The organism is Blastococcus sp. TML/M2B (genome assembly GCF_016612865.1).
In the GTDB taxonomy this organism is placed as follows: domain Bacteria; phylum Actinomycetota; class Actinomycetes; order Mycobacteriales; family Geodermatophilaceae; genus Blastococcus.
The window spans coordinates 478,577-499,415 of record NZ_JAENZZ010000001.1; the positions used below are offsets into that span (position 1 = coordinate 478,577).

Consider the following 20,839-nt stretch of genomic DNA (forward strand, 5'->3'; position numbering starts at 1 on the left):
CGCCCGGGTAGCCGGGCGTCATGGCGATGCAGCTGGGCTACACGATGATGACCGAGCAGGCCGGACCGAAGGACCTGGTCCGCCACGTGGTGGGCGCCGAGGAGGTCGGCTTCGACTTCTCGGTGAGCAGCGACCACTACTTCCCGTGGCTGGACGAGATGGGCCACTCGCCGCACGCCTGGACGGTGCTCGGCGCCGCCGCGCAGGCCACCAGCCGCATCCCGCTCATGACGTACGTGACCTGCCCGTCGTTCCGCTACCACCCGGCCGTCGTGGCGCAGAAGGCCGCGACCCTGCAGATCCTGTCCGACGGCCGGTTCACGCTGGGCCTGGGCGCCGGCGAGAACCTCAACGAGCACGTCGTCGGCGCCGGCTGGCCGCCGGCCGACGTCCGCCAGGAGATGCTGGAGGAGGGCCTGCACATCATCCGCGAGCTCTTCGACGGCGAGGGCTACACCAACTTCCGCGGCGAGCACTTCGACGTCGAGTCGGCCAAGCTCTGGGACCTGCCCGAGAAGCGGGTGCCGATCGGGGTGGCGTCGGGCGGGAAGCAGGCCTCGACGATCGCCGGTCAGCTGGCCGACGCGCTCATCGCGACCGAGCCGAAGGCCGAGCTGATCGAGGCCTTCGACGCCGCCGGCGGCGCCGGCAAGCCGCGGATCGCGCAGATGCCGATCAGCTACGGCACCGACAAGGCCGCGGCGGTCACCCGGGCGCACACGCTGTTCCGCTGGTTCGGCTTCGGCTGGAAGGTCAACGCCGAGCTGCCCGGGCCCAGCGCTTTCGACGCGGCCGCCCAGTTCGTCCGCGAGGAGGACGTCGCCGACAGCATCCCGTGCGGGGACGACGTCGAGGCGGTGATCGAGGCCGCGAAGGAGTACGCCGAGGCCGGCTTCACCCACCTGGCGCTGGTGCAGATCGGCGGCGACCAGCAGGAGCCCTACCTGGAGTGGACCCGCAGCACCCTGCTGCCGGCCTGGCGGGAGGCGTTCGGGGGCTGACCGGGCCGGCCGTCCCTCCCGTTGGGGTGAGGTCACCCCTGCGGGCGGCGCGCGAGCAGGGGAGTCGCCGGAATCATCGGCGGCATGACCGAGGACCTCGACAGGCGCCTCCGGCGGCTGCAGGCCTCCGGGGACGTCGACGCGCTCATCGACCTCGGCTGCGACCTGGCCGACGCCGGGCGGCACGCCGAGGCCGAGGCGTGCTTCCGCCGGGCCGCGGACGCCGGGGACACGGTCGCCTCCTTCAACCTGGGCAACTCCCTGGCCGCGCAGGGCCGGTGGGCCGAGGCGGTCGACGCCTACGAGGTCGCGCTCTCCGCCGGTGAGGCCGACGCCTGGCGGAACCTCGGCCTGGTGCTCGAGGACCTCGGCGACCTCGCCGGTGCGATGCGGGCCTACCGCGGCGCCGTCGACGCCGGGGACCTCGAGGGCGGGCTGCAGCTGGCGTTCCTGCTGCGCGAGCAGGGGGAACGTCAGCAGGCGCTGGCCGTCGCCGAGGAGATCGCCGCCGCCGGGGACGCCGAGGCCGCCGCCGTCGTCGCGTGCTGGCGGTTCTGCGCCACGCTGGACCCGGCGCTGGAGGCCGACCTGCGGGTCGGGGCCGACCACTTCCCGGCCGCGCGCACCGACCTGGCGCACCTGCTGCGGGAGAGCGGTCGGGGCGCCGAGGCGCGCTCGGTGCTCGAGCGCGGCGCGAAGCTCGGCGAGCAGGTGGCCTGGCTGCCGCTGGGCAACCTGTACCGCGAGGACCTCGGCGACGACGAGGCCGCCGAGGAGGCGTTCCGCGCCGGCATCGCCGCCGGCGACGTCTACTGCCACCAGAACCTCGCGGTGCTGCTGGCCGACCGCGGCGACTTCGACGGCGCGGTCGAGCAGTTCCGGCTCGGCGCCGAGGCCGGGGACCAGCTGGCCGCGCAGACGCTGCGCGGCCTCGAACTGGGCTGATCCGCAGCACCCGCACCCATCCCGGTACGGACCGGTTCCACCCGGTCCGGATACTGATCGCGTGACCGACGCCACACACGCGCTGCGGACGGCGACCCGGACCGACCTGGAAGCGGTCGGGACGGCGCTCGGGCTGCCGGTTCCGGCGCTCGCGCCCGCGCTCGTCGAGCCGGGCGCCCGGGTGCTCATCGGCGCCGAGGGGCAGGTCGTGCTGCTGCGCCGCCGCTGGTCGCCCGACGCGACCGCCGACGCCGTGGTGGTGCGCCGGGCCGGCGTGCCCCTGGACCACCCCGACGTCCTCGCCGTCGCCGCGGCCTGGGGCTGCGACCGCGTGCGGCACCTGGCCAGCGACCGCTGCGTGCCGGTGCCGGCCCCGCCGGTCGACGCACCCCTGGCCGTCCGGTTCGCCCATCTGGCCGCGCTGGCCGCCACCCGGGTCGAGACGGCCACCGCGCTCACCCGAGACGAGGACGCCGACGCCGCCGCGCACGACACCGCCGTCTCGGTGCTCGGCGCGCTCGGGGTGCCGGTGCTGGGCGCCCTGAGCCGCGACCAGGCGGTGCCCGAGGGCATGCCGTGGATCGTCATCGACCCGCTGGACGGGGCCCGCAACTTCCGCGCCGGGCTGCCGCCGTGGGCGTTCTCCGCGGCGCTGGTGAAGGACGGGCGGCCGGTCGCCGGCCTGGTCGCCGACCTCTCCTCGGGCCGCCGCTGGTCGGCGATCGACGGGCGGGGGGCCGAGCGGGACGGGACCGTGATCCGCACACGGGCCGGCAGCACCGTCGTCGTGCGCGACGCGCCGGGCGGCGGGTCCGTCGGCGTGCACGGCGCGGCCGGGCGGCTGCGGATCACCGGCTGCACGGCGATCGACCTGTGCCTGGTCGCCGACGGCGCGGCCGCCGCCTGGCACGACGTCGACCGCCAGGGCACCTACGTGCACGACATCGCCGCCGGGCTCGCCGTCCTGCTCGCCGCCGGCGGGTCCGCGCTCACCGACACCGGCGGCCCGGTGGTGCTGCGCCCGGGCACCGGGGCGCGCATCCGGTTCGTGGCTGCGGCCGACGAGCAGGGCGCGCGGTCGCTGCTCGCCGCGCTCGGCTGACCCGGGCCGCCCGCCTCAGCGGGTGGCGGCCCGGATCGCGGCGAGCAGCGCCTCCCGCTCGTGCATCGTCGTCCGCGCCCGGCCGCGGGTGGCGCCCAGCGCGACCTCGGCGGCGTCGATGGCCCGCCAGTCCTCCAGCAGGACCGGCTCGGCGCCGCGGGCGCGCAGCGTCGTCACCAGGTCGTCGACCGGGCCCCGGACGGCCAGCGTGCCGTCCGCGGCGTCGGCGAGCAGGGCGTCGACCGTCTCGCGGGCGTCGTGCTTGTTGGTGCCGACGACGCCGCTGGGCCCGCGCTTGATCCACCCGGCCACGTACTCGCCGGCCGACGGCTGCCCGTCGCGGAGCACCCGGCCGACGCCGTCGTGCGGCACCGTGCCGCTGCTCTCGTCGACCGGCAGGCCGGGCAGCGGGGTGCCGCGGTAGCCGACCGAGCGGACGACGAGGTCGGCCGGCAGCACCTCGGTCTCGCCGGTGCCCACGGCCCGGCCGTCGCCGTCGACGGCGGTGCGCTCGACCTCGATGCCGGTGACCCGGCCCTCGCCGACGAGCCGGACCGGCCGCCGGAAGAAGCTCAGCCGCAGCGGGATGCGGTCGGCGTCGAGGACATGGTCGGCCCACCCGCGGAGCACCCCGAGGTTGCGGCCGACCACGCGGTCGGCGGCGGCGCGCTCCTCGCTCGCCGCGTCCAGCTCGAGGTCGGCCGGGTCCACCAGGACGGTCGCGGCGGTCATCTCGTCGAGCTCGCGCAGCTCCTGGGTGGTGAAGCTGGCCTGCGCGGGGCCGCGGCGCCCGAGGATGGTCACCCGCTCCACCGGGGCGGCGGCCAGCGCGTCGAGGACGTGCTGCGGCATGTCGGTCGGCTCGAGCTCCTCGGGGGCGCGGGCCAGCACCCGGGCCACGTCGAGGGCCACGTTGCCGACGCCCACGACCACGACCGACCGGGCGTGGGTCAGCGCCGACTCGATCCGCTCCCGGTCGGCGTCGGGGTGCCCGCAGTACCAGGCGACGACGTCGGTGGCGGCCAGGCTGCCGGGGAGGTCCTCGCCCTCGATGCCCAGGCGACGGTCCAGCGCCGCGCCGTAGGTGTAGACGACGGCGTCGACGTGCTCGCGGAGCTCCTCCAGCGACACGTCCACGCCGACGTCGACGTTGCCGACGAAGCGGACCAGCGGCTGGTCGAGGCTGCGGTGCAGGGTCTCGCGGATGGCGCGCATCTTGGGGTGGTCGGGTGCGATCCCGTGCCGGACCAGGCCGAACGGGGTGGGCAGCCGGTCGATGAGGTCGACCGACACCTGGACATCGTCCTGCCTCGTCAGCGCGTCGGCGGCGAAGATGCCCGCCGGCCCGGCGCCGATGATGGCCACCCGGAGGGGGTGGCGCTCGGACGGGGGAGCGGCGGAACCCTCGGCGACCATGACTGGCATCCTGACCCGGCCGGGGGCGCTTCCACCAGAGCGCGCGCCCGGTTTCCCGATCACCGTCGCTCGAGGAGGCCCCTCCATGTCCATCGTCGTCGTCGCCACCCTGACCCCCAAGCCCGATGCGGTGGACGCCGTCCGGGAGGCCCTGCTGGCCGCCATCCCGAAGGTGCACGAGGAGCCCGGCTGCGAGCTCTACTCCCTCCACGAGGCCGACGGCGCGTTCGTCATGGTGGAGAAGTGGGCCGACGCCGACGCCATGAAGGCGCACGGCAAGGCCGAGCCGCTGGCCACCCTGGGCGCCGCCCTGGCCGGGAAGATGGCCGCCGCTCCCGACGTCCGCCGGCTCACCCCCGTGCCGGCCGGCGACGCCGGCAAGGGCGCCGTCTGACCTGACGCTGCGGGCCCGGCGACCTCAGCCGCAGGAGTGGTTGCGGTCGAGGTCGTCGGGGACGTACTGCGCGAGGGCGACCTCGCCGTCGGGCACCAGCGGCGGCTGGTCGCACTCGGCCACGGCCTCGGCGAGGCTCACCGAGCCGGCCAGCCAGCTGGGCAGGCCGACCAGCGCGCTGTCGGCCGGCACCGTGCCGACGATCTCCGACCACTGCTGGGCGGTGGAGTACAGCCCGGTCCGCGCGCCGCGGAAGTCCAGGTAGGCGACCATGCCCTCGAGCGTGGCCCGGTTGCGGGCGCGCGCGACGTCGGAGCCGACCTGCCAGGTGTTCTCCGTCTCGACGTCCAGCCACCAGATGTAGCTCGACGGCAGGCTGTCGACGCCGGCCTCGCGGGCGGCGGGCTGGAACACCTCCGACACGCTCTCGCGGGCGCGCTCCCAGCCGTACCGCCACGAGCAGGCGGGCGAGTTCTCGCCGGCGCAGTCCCCGTAGGGGGTTGCGCCGGTCGTGGGCCAGGTGGTGACCAGGCCCATGACCTGGCCGGGGTTGGCGGTGTTCAGGTAGAGCTGCGCGACCGGCTGCTCGTCCACCGAGCCGTTGGACTCCCAGGCCCAGGCGAGCTGCTCCTCCAGGCACGGGTTCTCGCGGGTGGCGGAGCCGCCGTTGACGCCGACGACGGCGAACGCCCGGTCGTCGGGCAGCTCGGCGTCGCACTGCGGGTGCGAGATGTCGACGCCGACCGGGCTCACCGGGCGGTCGTACTCGGCGGGCGCCGCGCCCGCGGGGGAGGGCCCGGCCAGCAGGGTCGCGACGGCGGCCGGCGCCACGACGGCGGCGGACCGCAGCCGTCCACGACGCGTGCCCCCGATGCCCACACCCGCGACCGTACCGGGGGAGGCGGCTCCGCAGGGCGCCGCGAGGAGCGGGCTCAGACGGCCTGGCAGGTGGGGCACCAGTAGAGGTTCCGGCCGACCATGACCTCGGTCCGCACCTCGGTGTCGCAGATCCGGCAGGGCAGGCCGGTGCGCCGGTAGACGTAGTGCGCGTCCTCGCGGCGGACGGCGCCGCTGCGGCGGGACCGGTCCTCGGGGCGGGTGGTGACGATGCGTCCCATCCGGACGCCGGACCGCAGCAGGGTGACCAGGTCGGCCCACATCTGCGCCCACAGCGCCTCGTCGACCGCGCGGCCCGGGCGGAACGGGGAGACCCGGTGCCGGAAGAGCAGCTCGGCCCGGTAGACGTTGCCGACGCCGGCGAGCACGGACTGGTCCATGAGCAGCGCGCCGATCGCGGTGCGGCTGCCGGCGATCCGCCGGTGCGCACGTCCGCCGTCCGCACGGGGGCGCAGCGGGTCGGGGCCGAGCCGGTCGAGGATCGTGCCGACCTCGTCGGTCTGCAGCACCTCGCAGGCCGTCGGGCCACGCAGGTCGGTCCACACCCCCGCGCCGTCGGGGCCCTCGGCCACCCACCGCATGCGCAGCGCGCCCTTCGCCGGCGGCGGGGTGCCCGGGCCGGTCAGGTAGCTGCCGTACAGGCCCAGGTGCACGTGCAGGTGGTCCTCGCCGAAGCGGGCGAACAGGTGCTTGCCGTAGGAGAAGACCTCGTCGAGGACGCGGCCGTCGAGCAGCGCCGCCCCGGCCTCGAAGCGGCCCTGCGGGCTGGTGACGTGGACCGGCCGGCCGGCGAACAGCGTGGACTGCTCCCGCGCCAGGCGGTACAGGGTGTGGCCCTCGGGCATCCGCGCAGCGTAGGTGCCCCCGCGGGGTACCCGCTCAGCGGTCGGCGGTCTCCAGGCCGAAGTGCGGCCGGTCGTCGACGGCGACGAGGTCGAGGAACTCGGGGTGCTGGAGGATGTGCCGCCGCACGAAGGAGCAGTACGGCAGCACCGTCAGGCCGCGCTCGCGCGCCGCGGTGAGGACGCCGTCCACCAGCTTGGTGCCGATGCCCTGACCGCCCACGGACGGGTCGACCTCGGTGTGCGGGAGGGTCATCTGGCCGTTGTCGACGTGGTAGCTGGCCAGGCCGACGACACGCTCGCCCTGCCGGATCTCGAAGCGTCCCCGCTCGGGGACGTCGACCACCGAGGTCTCCATTGCGATCCACCTTCCGTCATCCCCGGCGCCGTTGCCGGAGCTCGACGTGTGACCCAGAACCGTAACGCCTGGGAACCGGTTCGTCTCTCCCCGATACGACGAGTCGGGTCGCCCGGGGGTTCCCCGCGCCACCCCGATAGCCTCTGCGCCGTCGGTGTCGCGCAGCTCCGTCGCGCGAGGCCCCCGTAGCTCAGGGGATAGAGCATCGGTTTCCTAAACCGTGTGTCGCAGGTTCGAATCCTGCCGGGGGCACCAGAAAGAACGCAGGTCAGGTGGGCAGGGGCTCCCTGACGCGGGTTGGCCGCGCCGGAACCCGTGCAACTAGCGTGCGATCCAACGGAAGACGACCCATCTGTTGGAGGTCTCGGCGGACACCCTCGCGGTAGAGCACGTCCAAGCGGTCTACGAGCGTTCCGGTGAGGTCGCGGGCATGAGCCCATCCACCTTGGGCCTGTTCCGCCGCCTCAGCGACCTCCGTATAGACGCGCAGCGTCACGTCACTTCCCGGAGCGTGCCCGAGTTGGCGCTGGATCTCGGCCAGGGTGGCGCCTGCGGCGTGCATCAGCGACGCGCACGTCGGGCGAAGGTCGGACCTTCGCAGCGATCTCCTCGACGCCACGTCCCCTGCGGGATCTGGGCCGAGGCCCGCCGCGTCGGCTGCTGGCGCCCACGCCCTGTGCATCCATCCTTGACGACGAGGGATGTCCACCCCATGCGTGCGCGGGCCCGGCCAGAGCAGTGGGCTGCCTGCGGCTTCCATGTTTCTCCGATGCGTGATCAAGTCGGAGACGAGCGCGCGGGGCAGCCGGACCACACGGACTTCGTGGTCCTTTGGGGGCTTCCAGCCGAGTCGCCCTCGAACCTCCTCCGCAGCACGCTCAACCCTTAGGCCGCCCGCATCGAGGTCCAGGTGGCGCGGGGGGGACTGCCCAGACTTCAGTTGACTCGTCTCGGTAGGGGCGGTCAGGCCGCGTGAGCGGTCTGGGTCAGTGTCTCGAACTCGATAGGGGTCATGCGGCCGAGGGCGTCTTGGCGCCGGCGGCGGTGGTAGGTCTTCTCGATCCAGACCACGATCGCCAGTCGTAGTTCCTCGCGGGTGGTCCAGCGTTGTCGGTTGAGGACGTTCTTCTGCAGCAGGCTGAAGAAGGACTCCATGGCGGCGTTGTCAGCACACGCTCCGACTCGGCCCATCGAGCCGCGCAACTGGGCCTCGCGCAGAGCCCGGACGTAGGCGTGGGAACGGAACTGGCTGCCGCGGTCCGAGTGCATGATCGCGCCGACCGGGCCGCGCAGGGCAATGGCATTACGGAGCGCGTTGACCGCCAGCTCGGAGGTCATCCGGGCGTCGATGGAGTAGCCGACGATCCGCTTGGAGCTGGCGTCCTTGATCGCGCAGAGGTAGAGCTTGCCCTCGGCGGTGGGGTGTTCGGTGATGTCGGTCAGCCACAGCTGGTTGGGGCGCTCGGCGGTGAAGTCCCGGCGCACCAGGTCGTCGTGCACCGGCGGTCCGGGCTTGCGGTTCAGGCCGCGCTTGCGGGAGTGCACCGACCACAGCCGCTGCGAGGTGCAGAGCCGGTTGACCCGGTTGCGGGAGGCCCGCAGCCCCTTGTCGGCGAGTTCGTCGGCGATGAACCGGTAGCCGAACTCCGGATCGTCGTGGTGGATGTCGATCGCGGCGTTGATCAGGTGCGCGTCGTCCCAGTCGCGCTGACTGACCGGGTTGGCCTGCCACTTGTAGAAGGCCTGCTTGGAGAAGCCGAGCACCCGGCAGGTCACCGCGACAGGGATCTTGTCGGCGGCGAGGTCTTGGACCAGCGGGTACATCATTTTGGGAGGACGTCGCGGGCGAAGTACGCGGTCGCCCGGCGCAGAATCTCGTTCTCCTGCTCCAGCTGCTTGGCCCGCTTGCGCAGCTCCCGGTTCTCGGCTTCCAGGTCGCTGCCGGTGCTCGAGCCGGCCGGCGGCGAGGTCTTGGCGGCCAGGCCGTCGTCGCGGTCGGCGATCTTCAGCCAGCGTTGCAGGCAGGACTCGGAGATCCCGAAGCTCTTGGCAACCTGTGCGATCGACTGGTCGCCCTGCCGGGCCACCGCGATCACGTCACGCCGGAACTCCTTGGGGAACGGCTTGGGCACGGTGCTGATCCTTCCAGCGAGGCCGAAACCTCACAGGCAAGGAGTCAACCGAACCCTGGGCAGTCCCCTTTGTGCTCGCCAAGTGCGAGGTGGCGCAAGATCGCTAGGCGAGCCGGATCGCCCAGGCTGCGGAACATGCATGCCGCCGCCGAGAGCGCGGCCGGCTCGTTAACCGTTGCGTCCACAGTGATTGCGGCAGACTCCGCTTTCATCGACACGCAGCGATGATAGCCATGCCCGTCGGAGACATCGCAAGGCCCTCGGTTGGGCGTTCACCGAGGCGGGAAGGCGTTACACACGCAGAAGGAGGTCGTTTGCCCCGTCGTCCAGGCGGTGATGATCTTGGGGGACCCGACCGCCGCTGGCGAGGTCTGTTCAACTTCCGGGGCGGAGTCCGCGATGCGGTGGGTTGCATCTTCAGCGCCTCGCTGTGTGAGGCGCAGGGCCGAGTCACCCCCTCGCAGCGAGGGCGATCAGGTCGTCGGATGCTTCGCCTGTTCGACGATCCTCTGTGGCGACTCGGGAGGACGTAGGTCCACCGGACGTGGTTGGCGCCGCGTATTCCGTGTTCCGGTGGGAATGCTGACCCATCGCGATGGCGTGGGCGACGCTCATGCGCTCCTCGTCCCTCAGGACGATGTTCGCCTGCGACTCGGGCGCGCCGTCGAGGTCCACGAGACCCAACGAACCCTCCAAGGGAGGGGATACGACCTCGGCACAGGTGCTGCACCAGATCGCCCAATACTCGGCGGGACCCGTGCCTGCCTGCGAATCCCAGTAGCACAGCACGATCGGGCTGCCGTCCCTGTCTCGGCGGACCGGAACCGCGTAGCCCCTGTGATTTGCGCTCACCTGCAGTTTCCTCTCGGCAAGATTTTTGTGACGGGACTCCGACGACCGACATGCGACGCCTCGATCTACCCCTGATGCCGTCAGGGTCGACTGCCCTTGATGGCATCAGGGGCAATACCGGGGTCTAAAGAGTGGTCTTCGAAAGTTCGATGTTCCCGGCGGGACGCGGGAGGAACGACCAAGGAGCCGCCGGGAACATCGACTTGAGTCGACCAGCGAGGGCGGAGCGTCCCCGGTGCGGAGTTCGCATCCCAACCGGGCTACGGGACCAGGGAAACGTCGAAAAGGGGACCTGGAACGTGGATGTCGAGCCCCAAGGCCCCCTGGAGATAAAAGAACTCCACCAGCAGTCGAGCCTCGCGTTCCACTTCGTCAGCCGTGTCCCATGGCCACAACTCTTCCCAGATGGCTTGCATGAGATCAAGGGACTGGATGCACTGTCCGCAGGCGGACCGGGGCCTACACGGGAGATGCTTGCGCTGGCCCGCGAGGTACCAGTACGCCCGCTCAAGTGCAGTTTCAGGAACTGACTCGGGTCCACCCAGAGGCCGGTCGTCGACTGCCATTCATCTCCTTCTCAGCGGTGATGAGTGCTGTCTATAGGACATGTCTGACAACTTCGCGATCTATCGACCGCCCGTGTCCGTCGGGTCGCAATCGCACACACCGGTGACAAGAGCACTGATGGCGCAGACTGTGACAGGAGCGCCCCGCCCGTGGCCGTTCACTCCAAGTCGATGGCCTGATCCATCCAAAACAGGGGATCGGCCGCAACGGTCTTAGGTGGGAGGGCGGACAACTCGTTCTCAACGACGAGTAGCCGGCGCTTGCCAACCAAGTGGTACTCAACGGCCCGCAAGAGCAGTGGGTGGCGGCCCGTCCGGCTCACGCGCCAAAGTCCGTTTTGCACCGGCTCGATCAGGACGCCGTGCATCGTTACCGGGGACGAGAGCCCCCGCTGGGTGCGGCGGTAGATGCGGTTCGCTCGGATGGGACCACCAGCGAGCGCGATGAAGGCTGCGTCTCCTGCCGCCCACGCTTCCGCCTCGTCCTTCAGGCGAGCCGCTCGTCGCTCCACGGTCGTGTAGGGGTGGACGTCTGTCGCGTCTGCGCTCTCAGTCATGTCGGGGTTGTCGGGTCGCCGTCTGCGCCGCTTGAGGCGTGAGCCGGTCGTGCAACTCGCATGCGATAAGGATCGGACGTCGAGGGCCGCAGCGAACGTCGGTTTAGGTCGCGATCGCGTCCTTACTGGTCAAGACGGTGTCGATGCGCGAGCACTTGCTCAGGGGATAGAGCATCGGTTTCCTAAACCGTGTGTCGCAGGTTCGAATCCTGCCGGGGGCACTCCGATCTGCGGCATTGTCGCCGCGTGACCTCCTCCCGCGCCCGCCTCCGGTCCACGGCCGGGGTGCTCGCCCTGCTGGCGACGCTCACCGCGACCGGCTGCTCGTCCGACGACTCCGCCGACGCCGCCGAGGCCTCCACCGCGTCCGGGGCAGCCGAGCGCGAGTACGACATCTCCGCCGTCCGGCCGGTGCTCGAGGCGTTCGTCGCCGAGCACGACCTGAACGGCGCGGGCCTGGTCGTCGTCCAGGAGGACGACGGGATCGTCGGCGAGGAGTACGTCGGCGAGTTCGACGCCGACCGGGTGTCGCTGGTCGCGTCGGCGTCGAAGATGGTCACCGCCGGGGTGCTGGTGCGCCTCGCCGACCAGGACCTGCTGGACCTCGACCAGCCGATCGCCGAGTACGTCGACTGGGCGGCCGGGCAGAACCCCGGCGTCACCGTCGCCCAGCTGCTCTCGAGCAGCTCCGGATTCGTGGGGCTGCTGCCGAGCCCGGCGTACGGGCCCTACGTCTGCCAGTTCCTGCCGGCGGGCGAGCTCGAGCAGTGCGGGACCGGCGCCTGGACCACCCCCGCCGACGACGCCGACATCGCGCCGCCGGACACCGAGTGGCGCTACGGCGGCGTGCAGTGGCAGATCGCCGGCGCGGTGGCCGAGACCGTCTCGGGCAGGACCTGGGCGGAGCTGCTGGAGGAGACCTACGTCGAGCCGTGCGGCGTCGACTCCCTGGGCTACAACAACCACTGGACCCAGATCGGCGAGGGCCTGTCCGGCTACCCGGCCGAGTTCGGGGGCGACCCGGGCGTGCTGGCGCCGACCGAGAACCCGAGCATGGAGGGCGGCCTCTACATCGACCCCGTCGACTACGCCGAGCTGCTGCTCATGCAGCTGCGCGGCGGCCGCTGCGGGGACACCCAGGTCCTGGAGCCCGAGTCGGTCGAGCGCATGCACACCGACCGCATCGGCGAGGTCTTCGGCGGCACGACCCTGACCGGTACGGGGTACGGCCTCGGCTGGTGGGTCGACCGCGACGGGAGCAACCGGATCAACGACCCCGGGGCGTACGGGGCGGTCCCGTGGCTCGACCTCGACGGCGGCTTCGGCGCCTTCCTCGTGCTCGAGGCCGACGCCCAGCTCGGTGTGACCCTGGCCGCTCAGCTGTACGACCCCGTCGAGGCGGCGGTCACCGCCGCCCGGTAGCGGGCCCGCGCAGCTCAGGACAGCAGGGTCTGCTGCGGGTTGCGCCCGAAGCGACGTCGGTACTCCTCGGCGAACCGGCCGCGATGGCCGAACCCCCAGCGGGCGGCGACCGAGGCCACGGTGGTGCCCCCGGTGGGGTCGGCGGCCAGCAGCTCCCGGTGCGCCCGGTCCAGCCTGGTCTCGCGGAGGTGGGCCATCGGCGTCGTGTCGCGGTGCCGGCGGAACGCCTCCTGCAGCGCGCGCGGGCCGACGCGGGCGCCCTCGGCGATGGCGTGCAGGGTGAGCGGCTCGTGGGCCCGGGCCTCGATGAGCTCGAGGGCGCGTCGCACCGAGGCCGGTGTGCCGTGATCGACCGACCGAGCCGCCTCGTCGTCCGTCGCGCTGTACGGGAACGTGGCCAGCACGGCCGCCGCGACGGAGTCGAGCGCCGCGGCCCGGACCAGCGGCTCGGCGATCGTCGCGTCGTCGCCCGCGAAGAGCGAGCGCACGTAGCCGATGGTGTTCGCGCAGTACCGGCCGAGGGCGGGGGAGATCGGGGTCAGCCCGTGGAACCGGAAGTCCCGCGGATCGACCCCGGCGACCTCAGCGGCCCGGCGGGCGACCTGGGCGGCAGGCAGCCGGACGACCCGCAGGTCCATCAGCCGCCACTCGCAGGTGAAGTCCACGCCCTGCGGGAACAGCAGGACCTCACCGGCCGTGCCGCTGACCTGCTCCCGGGCGTGGCCGACCTGGAACCGGCCGCCGGCGACCAGCCCGACCCACACGGCGTCGATCGGGTCGACCTCCTCGCGCACGCACGTGGTGTGCAGCAGCGAGTCGACCGAGAGGTCGCCGGCCGTCGCCGTCGTCTGCCGGTAGCGGAAGTCCTCCTGGCTCCCCCGGATCAACAGCCGGTGGCCGGCGAACGTGTCCCGGATGGCCTCGTGCGCGCGGAGCACGTCGCCGGTGGCGAACTCGAACCGCTGGACCGCGTCCTCGCCGGACATGCGCCCTCCCCTCGCCACGCGATGCGACCGGGCCGTGGTGCCCCTGACCCGTCCGGGCCGGTTCCCTGCTGCTACCCGGCCCGGTGGTCCGGGATGCGCGGCGGGTGAGCCGCGGGCCGCGGTCCGCCCGCCCGATTCTTGCTGCCGGCCCTCCGGGCGTGGGGTCATGGAGCACCGGAGGTGCGGAGGTGACGACCGGTCACGACGAGGGCGCGAACCGACCGGAGACCGGTCGGCCGAGGTGGATCGTGGGCGCCGACGGCATCGGCGTCCGGTCGTGGTCCGGCGAGCCGGTGGAGATGCCGACCGGTCGGCTGCACGCGGTCGACAGCGCGGGCTTCCTCGTCGGCCGGGCGGTGTGCATGGCGCCGGTCGTGCTGCTCGACCCGGCGGACTGGCGCTGGCCGGACGACACCGGTGACGAGTGGCCGCGCTGCTGGATCTGCCACGCGCTGACTCGCTGAGGGACCATGCCGCGGCCCGGGCCGGGCTGCCCCTGCGCGCCGCCGTCCGGGTGGCGCCGGCCGCCGATACCGTCGCGATCGCCGTCGTGGAGCTGGTCGACGACGTCGTCACCGTGCCGGTCGACCGCCGGCTGATCGCTCGGGGCGAGGGGCACGCCGTCGTCCACCGGTTGCACGGCGGCGGAGATCCCGCGCACTGATCCCGCGGAGCCGGAACGCGGCGGCCCATCCGCCCGTTGACCCCCGCGAGCGCCCGCCGGCGCCCGCGCCCTCGTCGAAGAGAGACATGAGTACAAGTCACAGTCCCCAGGCCACGACTCCCTGCCCCGCTGAGGGGGTGCGTGGCCGGTGACAGATCTCCTCTCCCTCCTGCTCGGCGTGCTGGTGGTGCTCGGCATCACCGCGGTCACGGGCTACTTCGTGGCGCAGGAGTTCGCCTACATGGCGATCGACCGCTCGACGCTGGCCGCCCGCGCCGAGGCCGGTGACCCCGCGGCGGCGCGGGCCCTGACGGTCACCCGCCGCACCTCGTTCATGCTCTCCGGCGCCCAGCTGGGCATCACCGTCACCGGCCTGCTGGTCGGGTACGTGGCCGAGCCGCTGATCGGCGAGTCGATCGGCGGGCTGCTCGGCGGGGTCGACGTCCCCTCCGGGGTGAGCGTCGGCATCGGCGCCGTGCTGGCCCTGCTCTTCTCCACCCTGGTGCAGATGCTCTTCGGCGAGCTCTTCCCGAAGAACCTCGCGATCGCCCGGCCCGAGCCGGTCGCGCTGTGGCTGGCGCGGTCCACCGTGGTCTACCTGACGCTGCTCGGCTGGCTGATCCGCGTCTTCGACCAGGCCTCGAACCTGCTGCTCAAGGCGCTGCGGATCGAGCCGGTCCACGACGTCGAGCACGCCGCCACCGCCCGCGACCTCGAGCACATCCTCGAGGAGTCACGGGAGAGCGGGAACCTGCCGGCGGAGCTGTCGATGATGCTCGACCGGATCCTCGACTTCCCGAACCAGCACGTCGAGCACGCGATGATCCCGCGCCCCCGGGTCGGCACCGTGACCCCGGCCGACACGGTCGGCCAGCTGCGCGAGCTCATGGCCCAGGGCCACTCGCGCTACCCGGTGCTGGACCCCGCGACCGGTGACGTGGTCGCCGTCGTCCACCTCGCCGACCTGCTGACGACGACGGCGGACGACGACGCGCCGGTCACCGCCATGGCCCGCCCCTGCCTGGTCGTCTCCACCTTCACCTCGCTGCCCGACGCGCTGCGCCAGCTCACCGACGCGGGCGAGCAGATGGCCTGCGTCATCGACGAGTACGGCGGCTTCGCCGGCGTCATCACGCTCGAGGACCTCGCCGAGGAGCTGGTCGGCGAGATCACCGACGAGCACGACGAGGAGCACCCCGAGTACGTGCCGGTCGAGGGCGACGGCGTCTGGGAGATGCCCGGCGACGTGCACGTCGACGAGGTCGAGCGGGCGCTGGCCGTCGACCTGCCGCAGGGGGACTACGAGACGATCGCCGGCCTGGTCATCGCCGCGGCCGGCACCCTGCCGGAGCCGGGCACCCGGCTGACCGTCGAGCTGCCGCCGGACCCCGGCGACCTGGTGCACGCCGACGAGCCCGAGCCGCGGCTGCTCAGCATCGAGGTGCTCGAGGTGGAACGGCACGTGCCCTCACGGGTGCGCCTCGAGCTGCCCGACCGCACCGCCGCCGGTGCCGACGACGACGCCACGGACACCGAGGAGACCTCCCGATGAGCGACAACCCGTGGGTCGTCGTCGCCGCGACGGTCGTCATCGTGGCGCTGAGCGCGTTCTTCGTGGCCGTCGAGTTCGCCGCGCTGGCCGCCAAGCGGCACCGCCTCGAGGAGGCCGCGCCCACCAGCCGCGCCGCCCGGGCCGCGCTGCGCAACTCCGCCGAGCTGACCCTGCTGCTGGCCGGCTCGCAGCTCGGCATCACCGCCGCCACGCTGGCGCTCGGTGCGATCAGCAAGCCCGCGGTGCACCACTGGCTGACGCCGCTGTTCACGAGCTGGGGCCTGCCCCTGGTCGCGGCCGACGTCGTCGCCTTCGTCCTCGCCCTGCTGATCGTCACCTTCATCCACCTCGTGGTGGGGGAGATGGCGCCGAAGTCGTGGGCGATCGCCCACCCCGAGCGGTCGGCCACGCTGCTCGCGGTGCCGATGCGCGCCTTCATGGCCGTGTTCCGCCCGGTGCTGCGCCTGCTCAACGTCGCCGCGAACCGGCTGCTGCGCCTCGTGGGCGTCGACGCCGTCGACGAGCTGGCCGTCGGCCACAGCCCCGACGCGCTGCGGCACCTGGTGGAGCACTCGGCGAACGTCGGCGCGCTGGACGCCAGCTTCTCCGAGCAGATCGCCGGCGTCCTCGAGCTCGAGCAGCTGACCGTGCGCGAGCTCGTCGACCCGACCGTGCCGCTGGCGGCCGTGCCCGCCGGCGCCACCGCCGGCGAGCTCCGCGCGGCCACCCGGCGCACCGGGCACCTGCGCATCCTGACCCGCAGCGGCGACCGGATCGTCGGCGTCGTGCACGTCCGCGACACCCTCGCCGCGGCCGACGACGCGCCGGTGGCGGAGTTCGCCCGGCCGGTGTTCCGGCTGGACGCCGGCACCACCGTGCACGCCGCGCTCAAGGCCATGCGCGAGACCCGCAACCACCTCGCCGTCGTCGTCGAAGGCGGGTCGGTCGTCGGCGTCGTCACGCTGGCCGACGTGCTGCGCCGGCTGTTCCCGCCGCGGGAGGCGGTGACCGCCTGATCGCCGGATCGCGGCGCACGGGAGGATGGCGGCATGAGCCAGGTCGTCGCCACCGCTGGAGGAATCGTGTCCGCGCCCGCCGAGCTGGTGGTCCGCGCGCTCGCCGACTACGAGACGGTGCGGCCGCGGATCCTGCCCGTGCAGTTCAGCGAGTACCGGGTCGAGGCCGGCGGGCACGGGGTCGGGACGACGGTGCACTGGAACGTTCGCCGCCACCTCCAAGCGCGTGCGCGACCAGCTGCTCGACGTCACCGAGCCGGCCCCCGGCACCCTGGTGGAGACCGACCGGAACTCCTCCATGGTCACGACCTGGACGGTGCTCGCCGCGGACACCGGCGTGACCACCGTGCGGGTGCGCACCACCTGGAACGGCGCCGGCGGCATCGGCGGGTTCTTCGAGCGGACCTTCGCGCCCAAGGGCCTGGCCCGCGTGTACTCCGACCTCATCGCGCGGCTGGACGCCGAGCTCGCCGCCGGCTGATCCGGGCGCGGACGCCGCTCGGCGGGGACCATGGGCCGGTGACCCTCGCCCCGCCCGCCGTCGGCGCCGCACTCGACGCCCTGGCCGACCTGCTGGCCGACGGCGACGTCGTCGTCCTCTCCGGAGCCGGCCTGTCCACCGACTCGGGCATCCCCGACTACCGGGGCGCCACCGGCAGCCTGCGCCGGCACACCCCGATGACCTACCAGACCTTCACCCGCGACCCGCGCGGCCGGCACCGGTACTGGGCGCGCAGCTTCGTGGGCTGGCGGCAGATGCGCGCGGCCCGGCCCAACGACGGGCACCGGGCGGTGGGCCGGCTGCAGGCGGCCGGCCTGCTCGGCGGGCTGATCACCCAGAACGTCGACGGACTGCACCAGGCCGGCGGCGCCACCGACGTCATCGAGCTGCACGGCGGGCTGGACCGGACGGTCTGCCTCGGCTGCGGGGACGTGGCCGGCCGGGCGGCGCTCGACGAGCGGCTGCGGGCGGCCAACCCCGGCTTCGGCCCGCGCGCCGAGGAGATCAACCCCGACGGCGACGCCGAGCTGCCCGACGAGGTGCTCGACGACTTCGTCATGGTCGAGTGCCTGGCCTGCGGGGCCGACCTGCTCAAGCCCGACGTCGTCTTCTTCGGCGAGACGGTCCCCCGCGACCGGGTGGACTCCTGCTTCTCCCTCGTCGACGGCGCCGGCTGCCTGCTGGTGCTGGGCTCGTCGTTGACCGTGATGAGCGGCTACCGGTTCGTGCTGCACGCGGCCAAGATCGGGGTGCCCGTGGCGATCGTGAACGTCGGCCCCACGCGCGGCGACGCGAAGGCCGACCTGCGGGTGGACGCCCCGCTCGGCGAGGTGCTCCCGGCGCTGGCCGCCCGGCTGGCCGGATGAGCCGCGAGGTCGAGCGCACCGACGACGGCCGGTACGTCGTGGTCGACGGGCGGCGGTGGCGGACGGCGGACCCGGCGCTGCCCGACGACGTCCGCGAGCGGCTGCTGCACCACCTCGGGGTGGGGCGCTCCGGGGTGCGGGCGGCGACGAAGGCCGGGGACGACGCGGCCGTGGCCGCCGCCCGGGCGACGGTCCAGCTGGCCAAGACCGGCCTGGGGGAGCGCGGCACCGCCTGGTGGGACCAGTCCGACGACGAGCGGCGGGCCCGCTGGGAGGACGCGCTGCGCTCGCTGGGCGGTTGACCGGGCGATTGACCGGGCTGGGGAGCGGGCAGGAAGCGCTGCTGATGCAGACCTTCGTCCCGGTCGCCGACTTCACCGAGTCCGCCCGCCTCCTCGACAACCCCCGGCTCGGCAAGCAGCGGGTCGAGTGCCTGCAGGTGCTGCGCGCCCTCGAGCTGCCGGACTACGGGTGGGCCAACCACCCGGTGGTCACCATGTGGCGCGGGCACACCGCGGGGCTGGTCGTCTACTCCCTGGCGATGGTCCGGGTGTGGCGCGAACGCGGGTTCGCCGACACCACCGAGGCGCTGATCTCGGAGTTCGCCCCCGACGCCGCGGCCATGACGCAGGCGGAGGCGCAGGCGGCCGGGCTGCTGCCCTCGTGGGTGGGCGACGAGGAGCTGCACCTGTCGCACCGCTCGAACCTGCTGGCGAAGGACCCGGAGTTCTACCGGCCCCGGTTCCCGGGGGACCCCGACGACCTGCCCTACGTGTGGCCGGGCGCCGACGAGGTGCCGCCGGCCCCGGCGCCCGAGGGCGTGCGGGTGTGGGTGGTCCGGCCGCGGGCGCACAACGAGCTCGGCGCCTGCCTGGCCGCCGGCGTGATCGGGCTGGGCACCCAGTCGGGCATCGACGTGGATGCCACCGGGCTCGGCCCGGCCGAGCTACGCGACCTCTCCAAGGAGATCTCCGGCCGGCGCCCGGCCAAGGACCTGCGCCAGCTGTCGACCTTCCTCGACGAGCTGCGCCCGGGCGATCCGGTGGGGCTGCCGATCGAGCACGGCGCCGGGCTGCTGCTCGGCGAGGTCGTCGGGGACTACCTGTTCCAGGGACGCGAGCTGCTGCCGCACCGCCGGGCGGCCCGCTGGGACCGGGTGGTCCCGCGGTCGGCCGCCCGGCCGCCGGCGACGTTGCAGGACCCGCGCGCGCTGTTCTCCGTCGTGCTGGACCCTGCTGCGCTCGCCTAGCTGCCCGGCAGGGGCACGTTCTGCAGGCGTACCCGGCCCTGGGCGACGAGCTTGCCGTCCTCGGCGCGGGTGAGCGCGACCTGCCACAGCTGCTGGGTGCGGCCCTGCTGGACCGGCTCGGCGACGACGTCGACCCGGCCGGCGGTCATGGACCGGATGAAGTCGGTGCTGTTGTTGACGCCCACCGAGAACTGGCCGTGCTCCTGCACCGCCCGGCTGGCGCCCACGCTGGCGGCGGTCTCGACGATCGCGCAGTAGACGCCGCCGTGGACGACGCCCCACGGGGTGTGGTGCTCGGGCCCGAGGTCGGCGCTGCCGGTGACCCGTGTACCGGTGACCTCGGCGGTGGTGAAGCCCATGGCGCCGACGAAGGCGGGCGCCGGGCGGTCCCCGGTCACGCGTCCCACACCAGGCAGAAGGGGTGGCCGACCGGGTCGGCGTAGACGCGGAAGTCGCCGCCCTCGCCGGGCAGCCGGCGCGCGCCGAGCGCCAGCACCGCAGGCTCGGCCTCGCCGATGTCGGCGACGCGGATGTCGAGGTGGAACTGCTGGGGCCGCTCGGGGTCCGGCCAGTCCGGCGGCCGGAGGTCGGGGGCCTGCTGGAAGGCGATGCGGTAGCCGGCGCCGGTGACCACGACCCAGTCGTCCCCGGGGGCTCCCTTCACCTCCATCCCGAGCAGCTCGGCGTAGAAGCCGGCGAGGGCGTGCGCGTCGGGCGCGTCGATCACGACGGAGTGCAGCTGGCCGATCATGGGAGCCATCCTGGCCCGGATCACCCCCGCGGGCAGCGCCGGGCGTCCCGGGCGCAGGATCAGGGGGTGGCTCCCACCCCGCCCGTCCTGGGCTCCCTGACCTGGCTGCCCGCCGCCGAGCACCCCGAGCTGCTGGGCGCGCCGGTGGCCGACGCGCTCGCGCAGCTCACCGGGCCGGCCTGGGTGGCCGAGATCGACGACGAGCTCGCCGACACCGCCGCCTTCACCGAGGCGTACGCGGTGCCGGCGGAGGCCTCGGCCAACTGCGTGGTGGTGGCCGCCCGCCGCGCCGGGCAGACCTCGCTGGCCGCCTGCCTGGTGCTGGCGACCACGCGGAGCCGACGTCAACGGGCTGGTCCGCCGGCACCTGGGCGCACGCAAGGCGTCGTTCGCCCCGCAGGACGTCGCGGTCGCGGAGAGCGGCATGGCCTACGGGGGCATCACCCCGGTCGGGCTGCCGTCGTCGTGGCCGGTGCTGGTGGATGCCGCCGTGGCCGCGGCCGACCTCGTCGTCATCGGGTCCGGCACCCGGGGCAGCAAGCTCGCCGTGCCGGGAGCGGTGCTCGCCGCGCTGGCCTCGGCGGAGGTGCTCGAGGGGCTCGGCCAGCCGTTGCCGGAGGAGCCGGCCGCTCCCGCCCCGGTGCCCGCCGCGCCGGTGCGGCGGGCACCGGACGACAGCGACGTGGGGTGGGGGGAGCGGCCGGCCGAGCTCTCCGAGAGCGACCGCCGCTACCTGGAGGACCGGCCGCCGCACTGGGGCAGCGACTGA

The 20,839-nt window shown here is 73.5% G+C and carries 23 protein-coding genes and 2 tRNA genes; 15 read left to right on the forward strand and 10 right to left on the reverse strand.

Features of this window, described 5'->3' with window-relative positions:
* Window positions 1-20 precede the first annotated feature (20 nt).
* The 3 genes from JKP75_RS02255 to JKP75_RS02265 all read left to right on the forward strand — a co-directional run bounded on the left by JKP75_RS02255 (window position 21) and on the right by JKP75_RS02265 (window position 3,048).
* Entirely contained in the window at window positions 21-1,001 is a 981-nt protein-coding gene (locus tag JKP75_RS02255) for a TIGR03557 family F420-dependent LLM class oxidoreductase (RefSeq protein WP_200489361.1), read from the forward strand.
* 84 nt (window positions 1,002-1,085) lie between these two features.
* Window positions 1,086-1,946 (forward strand): tetratricopeptide repeat protein, encoded by an 861-nt coding sequence (locus tag JKP75_RS02260; protein ID WP_200489360.1) that lies wholly within the window; start codon window positions 1,086-1,088, stop codon window positions 1,944-1,946.
* Between the two features lie 61 nt (window positions 1,947-2,007).
* Window positions 2,008-3,048, forward strand: a complete 1,041-nt coding sequence (locus tag JKP75_RS02265) for an inositol monophosphatase family protein (RefSeq protein WP_200489359.1) — start codon at window positions 2,008-2,010, stop codon at window positions 3,046-3,048.
* A 15-nt stretch (window positions 3,049-3,063) separates the two neighbouring features.
* On the opposite strand, the gene JKP75_RS02270 is transcribed toward JKP75_RS02265, so the two are convergent.
* Window positions 3,064-4,464 (reverse strand): FAD-dependent oxidoreductase, encoded by a 1,401-nt coding sequence (locus JKP75_RS02270; RefSeq protein ID WP_200489358.1) that lies wholly within the window; start codon window positions 4,462-4,464, stop codon window positions 3,064-3,066.
* Window positions 4,465-4,549: 85 nt separating this feature from the next.
* Between JKP75_RS02270 and JKP75_RS02275 the strand changes: the two genes are divergently transcribed.
* Window positions 4,550-4,858 (forward strand): putative quinol monooxygenase, encoded by a 309-nt coding sequence (locus tag JKP75_RS02275; protein WP_200489357.1) that lies wholly within the window; start codon window positions 4,550-4,552, stop codon window positions 4,856-4,858.
* A gap of 24 nt (window positions 4,859-4,882) precedes the next feature.
* On the opposite strand, the gene JKP75_RS02280 is transcribed toward JKP75_RS02275, so the two are convergent.
* Genes JKP75_RS02280 through JKP75_RS02290 form a run of 3 tightly spaced genes read right to left on the reverse strand, consistent with a single transcriptional unit; the run spans window position 4,883 to window position 6,955 of the window.
* Window positions 4,883-5,737: a hypothetical protein gene (locus JKP75_RS02280; protein ID WP_200489356.1), complete on the reverse strand. Its 855-nt coding sequence runs from the start codon at window positions 5,735-5,737 to the stop codon at window positions 4,883-4,885.
* Window positions 5,738-5,790: 53 nt separating this feature from the next.
* The gene (locus JKP75_RS02285) at window positions 5,791-6,600 is read right to left on the reverse strand and encodes an Fpg/Nei family DNA glycosylase (protein WP_200489355.1); all 810 of its coding nucleotides are present in this window, start codon (window positions 6,598-6,600) and stop codon (window positions 5,791-5,793) included.
* Between the two features lie 34 nt (window positions 6,601-6,634).
* On the reverse strand, window positions 6,635-6,955 hold the full coding sequence (locus JKP75_RS02290; protein ID WP_200489354.1) for a GNAT family N-acetyltransferase: 321 nt from the start codon (window positions 6,953-6,955) through the stop codon (window positions 6,635-6,637).
* Between the two features lie 179 nt (window positions 6,956-7,134).
* Between JKP75_RS02290 and JKP75_RS02295 the strand changes: the two genes are divergently transcribed.
* Window positions 7,135-7,210, forward strand: a tRNA-Arg gene (locus tag JKP75_RS02295).
* Between the two features lie 708 nt (window positions 7,211-7,918).
* Here the strand turns inward: JKP75_RS02295 and JKP75_RS02300 are convergent.
* Both JKP75_RS02300 and JKP75_RS02305 read right to left on the reverse strand, forming a co-directional pair.
* Window positions 7,919-9,087, reverse strand: a protein-coding gene (locus JKP75_RS02300) for an IS3 family transposase (RefSeq protein WP_200492732.1) whose coding sequence is annotated in 2 segments (ribosomal slippage) — window positions 7,919-8,790 and window positions 8,790-9,087 — 1,170 coding nt in all. Because the reading frame shifts where the segments join, the coding sequence is not laid out codon by codon here.
* Window positions 9,088-10,663: 1,576 nt separating this feature from the next.
* Window positions 10,664-11,062, reverse strand: coding sequence for a hypothetical protein (locus tag JKP75_RS02305; RefSeq protein ID WP_200489353.1), 399 nt, complete (start codon window positions 11,060-11,062; stop codon window positions 10,664-10,666).
* A 156-nt stretch (window positions 11,063-11,218) separates the two neighbouring features.
* Here JKP75_RS02305 and JKP75_RS02310 point away from each other — a divergent pair.
* Window positions 11,219-11,280: transfer RNA gene (locus JKP75_RS02310), tRNA-Arg, on the forward strand.
* Between the two features lie 28 nt (window positions 11,281-11,308).
* Window positions 11,309-12,484 (forward strand): serine hydrolase, encoded by a 1,176-nt coding sequence (locus JKP75_RS02315; RefSeq protein ID WP_200489352.1) that lies wholly within the window; start codon window positions 11,309-11,311, stop codon window positions 12,482-12,484.
* A 14-nt stretch (window positions 12,485-12,498) separates the two neighbouring features.
* On the opposite strand, the gene JKP75_RS02320 is transcribed toward JKP75_RS02315, so the two are convergent.
* The gene (locus tag JKP75_RS02320) at window positions 12,499-13,470 is read right to left on the reverse strand and encodes a helix-turn-helix transcriptional regulator (protein WP_200489351.1); all 972 of its coding nucleotides are present in this window, start codon (window positions 13,468-13,470) and stop codon (window positions 12,499-12,501) included.
* Window positions 13,471-13,658: 188 nt separating this feature from the next.
* On the opposite strand from JKP75_RS02320, the gene JKP75_RS02325 reads away from it, so the two are divergent.
* The 7 genes from JKP75_RS02325 (at window position 13,659) to JKP75_RS02355 (ending at window position 19,319) form a co-directional block, all read left to right on the forward strand.
* On the forward strand, window positions 13,659-13,934 hold the full coding sequence (locus JKP75_RS02325) for a hypothetical protein (RefSeq protein ID WP_200489350.1): 276 nt from the start codon (window positions 13,659-13,661) through the stop codon (window positions 13,932-13,934).
* A 348-nt stretch (window positions 13,935-14,282) separates the two neighbouring features.
* Window positions 14,283-15,686, forward strand: coding sequence for a hemolysin family protein (locus JKP75_RS02330; protein WP_200489349.1), 1,404 nt, complete (start codon window positions 14,283-14,285; stop codon window positions 15,684-15,686).
* Entirely contained in the window at window positions 15,683-16,702 is a 1,020-nt protein-coding gene (locus tag JKP75_RS02335) for a hemolysin family protein (RefSeq protein WP_200489348.1), read from the forward strand. The genes JKP75_RS02330 and JKP75_RS02335 overlap by 4 nt, the downstream gene beginning before the upstream one ends.
* 55 nt (window positions 16,703-16,757) lie before the next feature.
* The gene (locus tag JKP75_RS02340; RefSeq protein WP_242472952.1) at window positions 16,758-17,183 is read left to right on the forward strand and encodes an SRPBCC family protein; all 426 of its coding nucleotides are present in this window, start codon (window positions 16,758-16,760) and stop codon (window positions 17,181-17,183) included.
* A 38-nt stretch (window positions 17,184-17,221) separates the two neighbouring features.
* Window positions 17,222-18,070: an NAD-dependent protein deacetylase gene (locus tag JKP75_RS02345; protein WP_200489346.1), complete on the forward strand. Its 849-nt coding sequence runs from the start codon at window positions 17,222-17,224 to the stop codon at window positions 18,068-18,070.
* Window positions 18,067-18,372: a biopolymer transporter Tol gene (locus JKP75_RS02350; RefSeq protein WP_200489345.1), complete on the forward strand. Its 306-nt coding sequence runs from the start codon at window positions 18,067-18,069 to the stop codon at window positions 18,370-18,372. Before JKP75_RS02345 ends, JKP75_RS02350 begins: the two co-directional genes overlap by 4 nt.
* The gene (locus tag JKP75_RS02355; protein WP_242472744.1) at window positions 18,369-19,319 is read left to right on the forward strand and encodes an MSMEG_6728 family protein; all 951 of its coding nucleotides are present in this window, start codon (window positions 18,369-18,371) and stop codon (window positions 19,317-19,319) included. Before JKP75_RS02350 ends, JKP75_RS02355 begins: the two co-directional genes overlap by 4 nt.
* Here the strand turns inward: JKP75_RS02355 and JKP75_RS02360 are convergent.
* Genes JKP75_RS02360 through JKP75_RS20185 form a run of 3 tightly spaced genes read right to left on the reverse strand, consistent with a single transcriptional unit; the run spans window position 19,316 to window position 20,402 of the window.
* Window positions 19,316-19,717 (reverse strand): PaaI family thioesterase, encoded by a 402-nt coding sequence (locus tag JKP75_RS02360; protein WP_309229447.1) that lies wholly within the window; start codon window positions 19,715-19,717, stop codon window positions 19,316-19,318. The two genes, JKP75_RS02355 and JKP75_RS02360, sit on opposite strands and share 4 nt — an antisense overlap.
* Window positions 19,714-20,070 (reverse strand): VOC family protein, encoded by a 357-nt coding sequence (locus tag JKP75_RS02365; RefSeq protein ID WP_200491225.1) that lies wholly within the window; start codon window positions 20,068-20,070, stop codon window positions 19,714-19,716. Before JKP75_RS02365 ends, JKP75_RS02360 begins: the two co-directional genes overlap by 4 nt.
* Before the next feature lie 59 nt (window positions 20,071-20,129).
* Window positions 20,130-20,402, reverse strand: coding sequence for a hypothetical protein (locus tag JKP75_RS20185; protein WP_242472746.1), 273 nt, complete (start codon window positions 20,400-20,402; stop codon window positions 20,130-20,132).
* Between the two features lie 35 nt (window positions 20,403-20,437).
* Here JKP75_RS20185 and JKP75_RS20190 point away from each other — a divergent pair, with 35 nt between their 5' ends.
* A complete protein-coding gene (locus tag JKP75_RS20190; protein ID WP_242472956.1) occupies window positions 20,438-20,839 on the forward strand; it encodes a YbaK/EbsC family protein in 402 nt (133 codons plus the stop codon).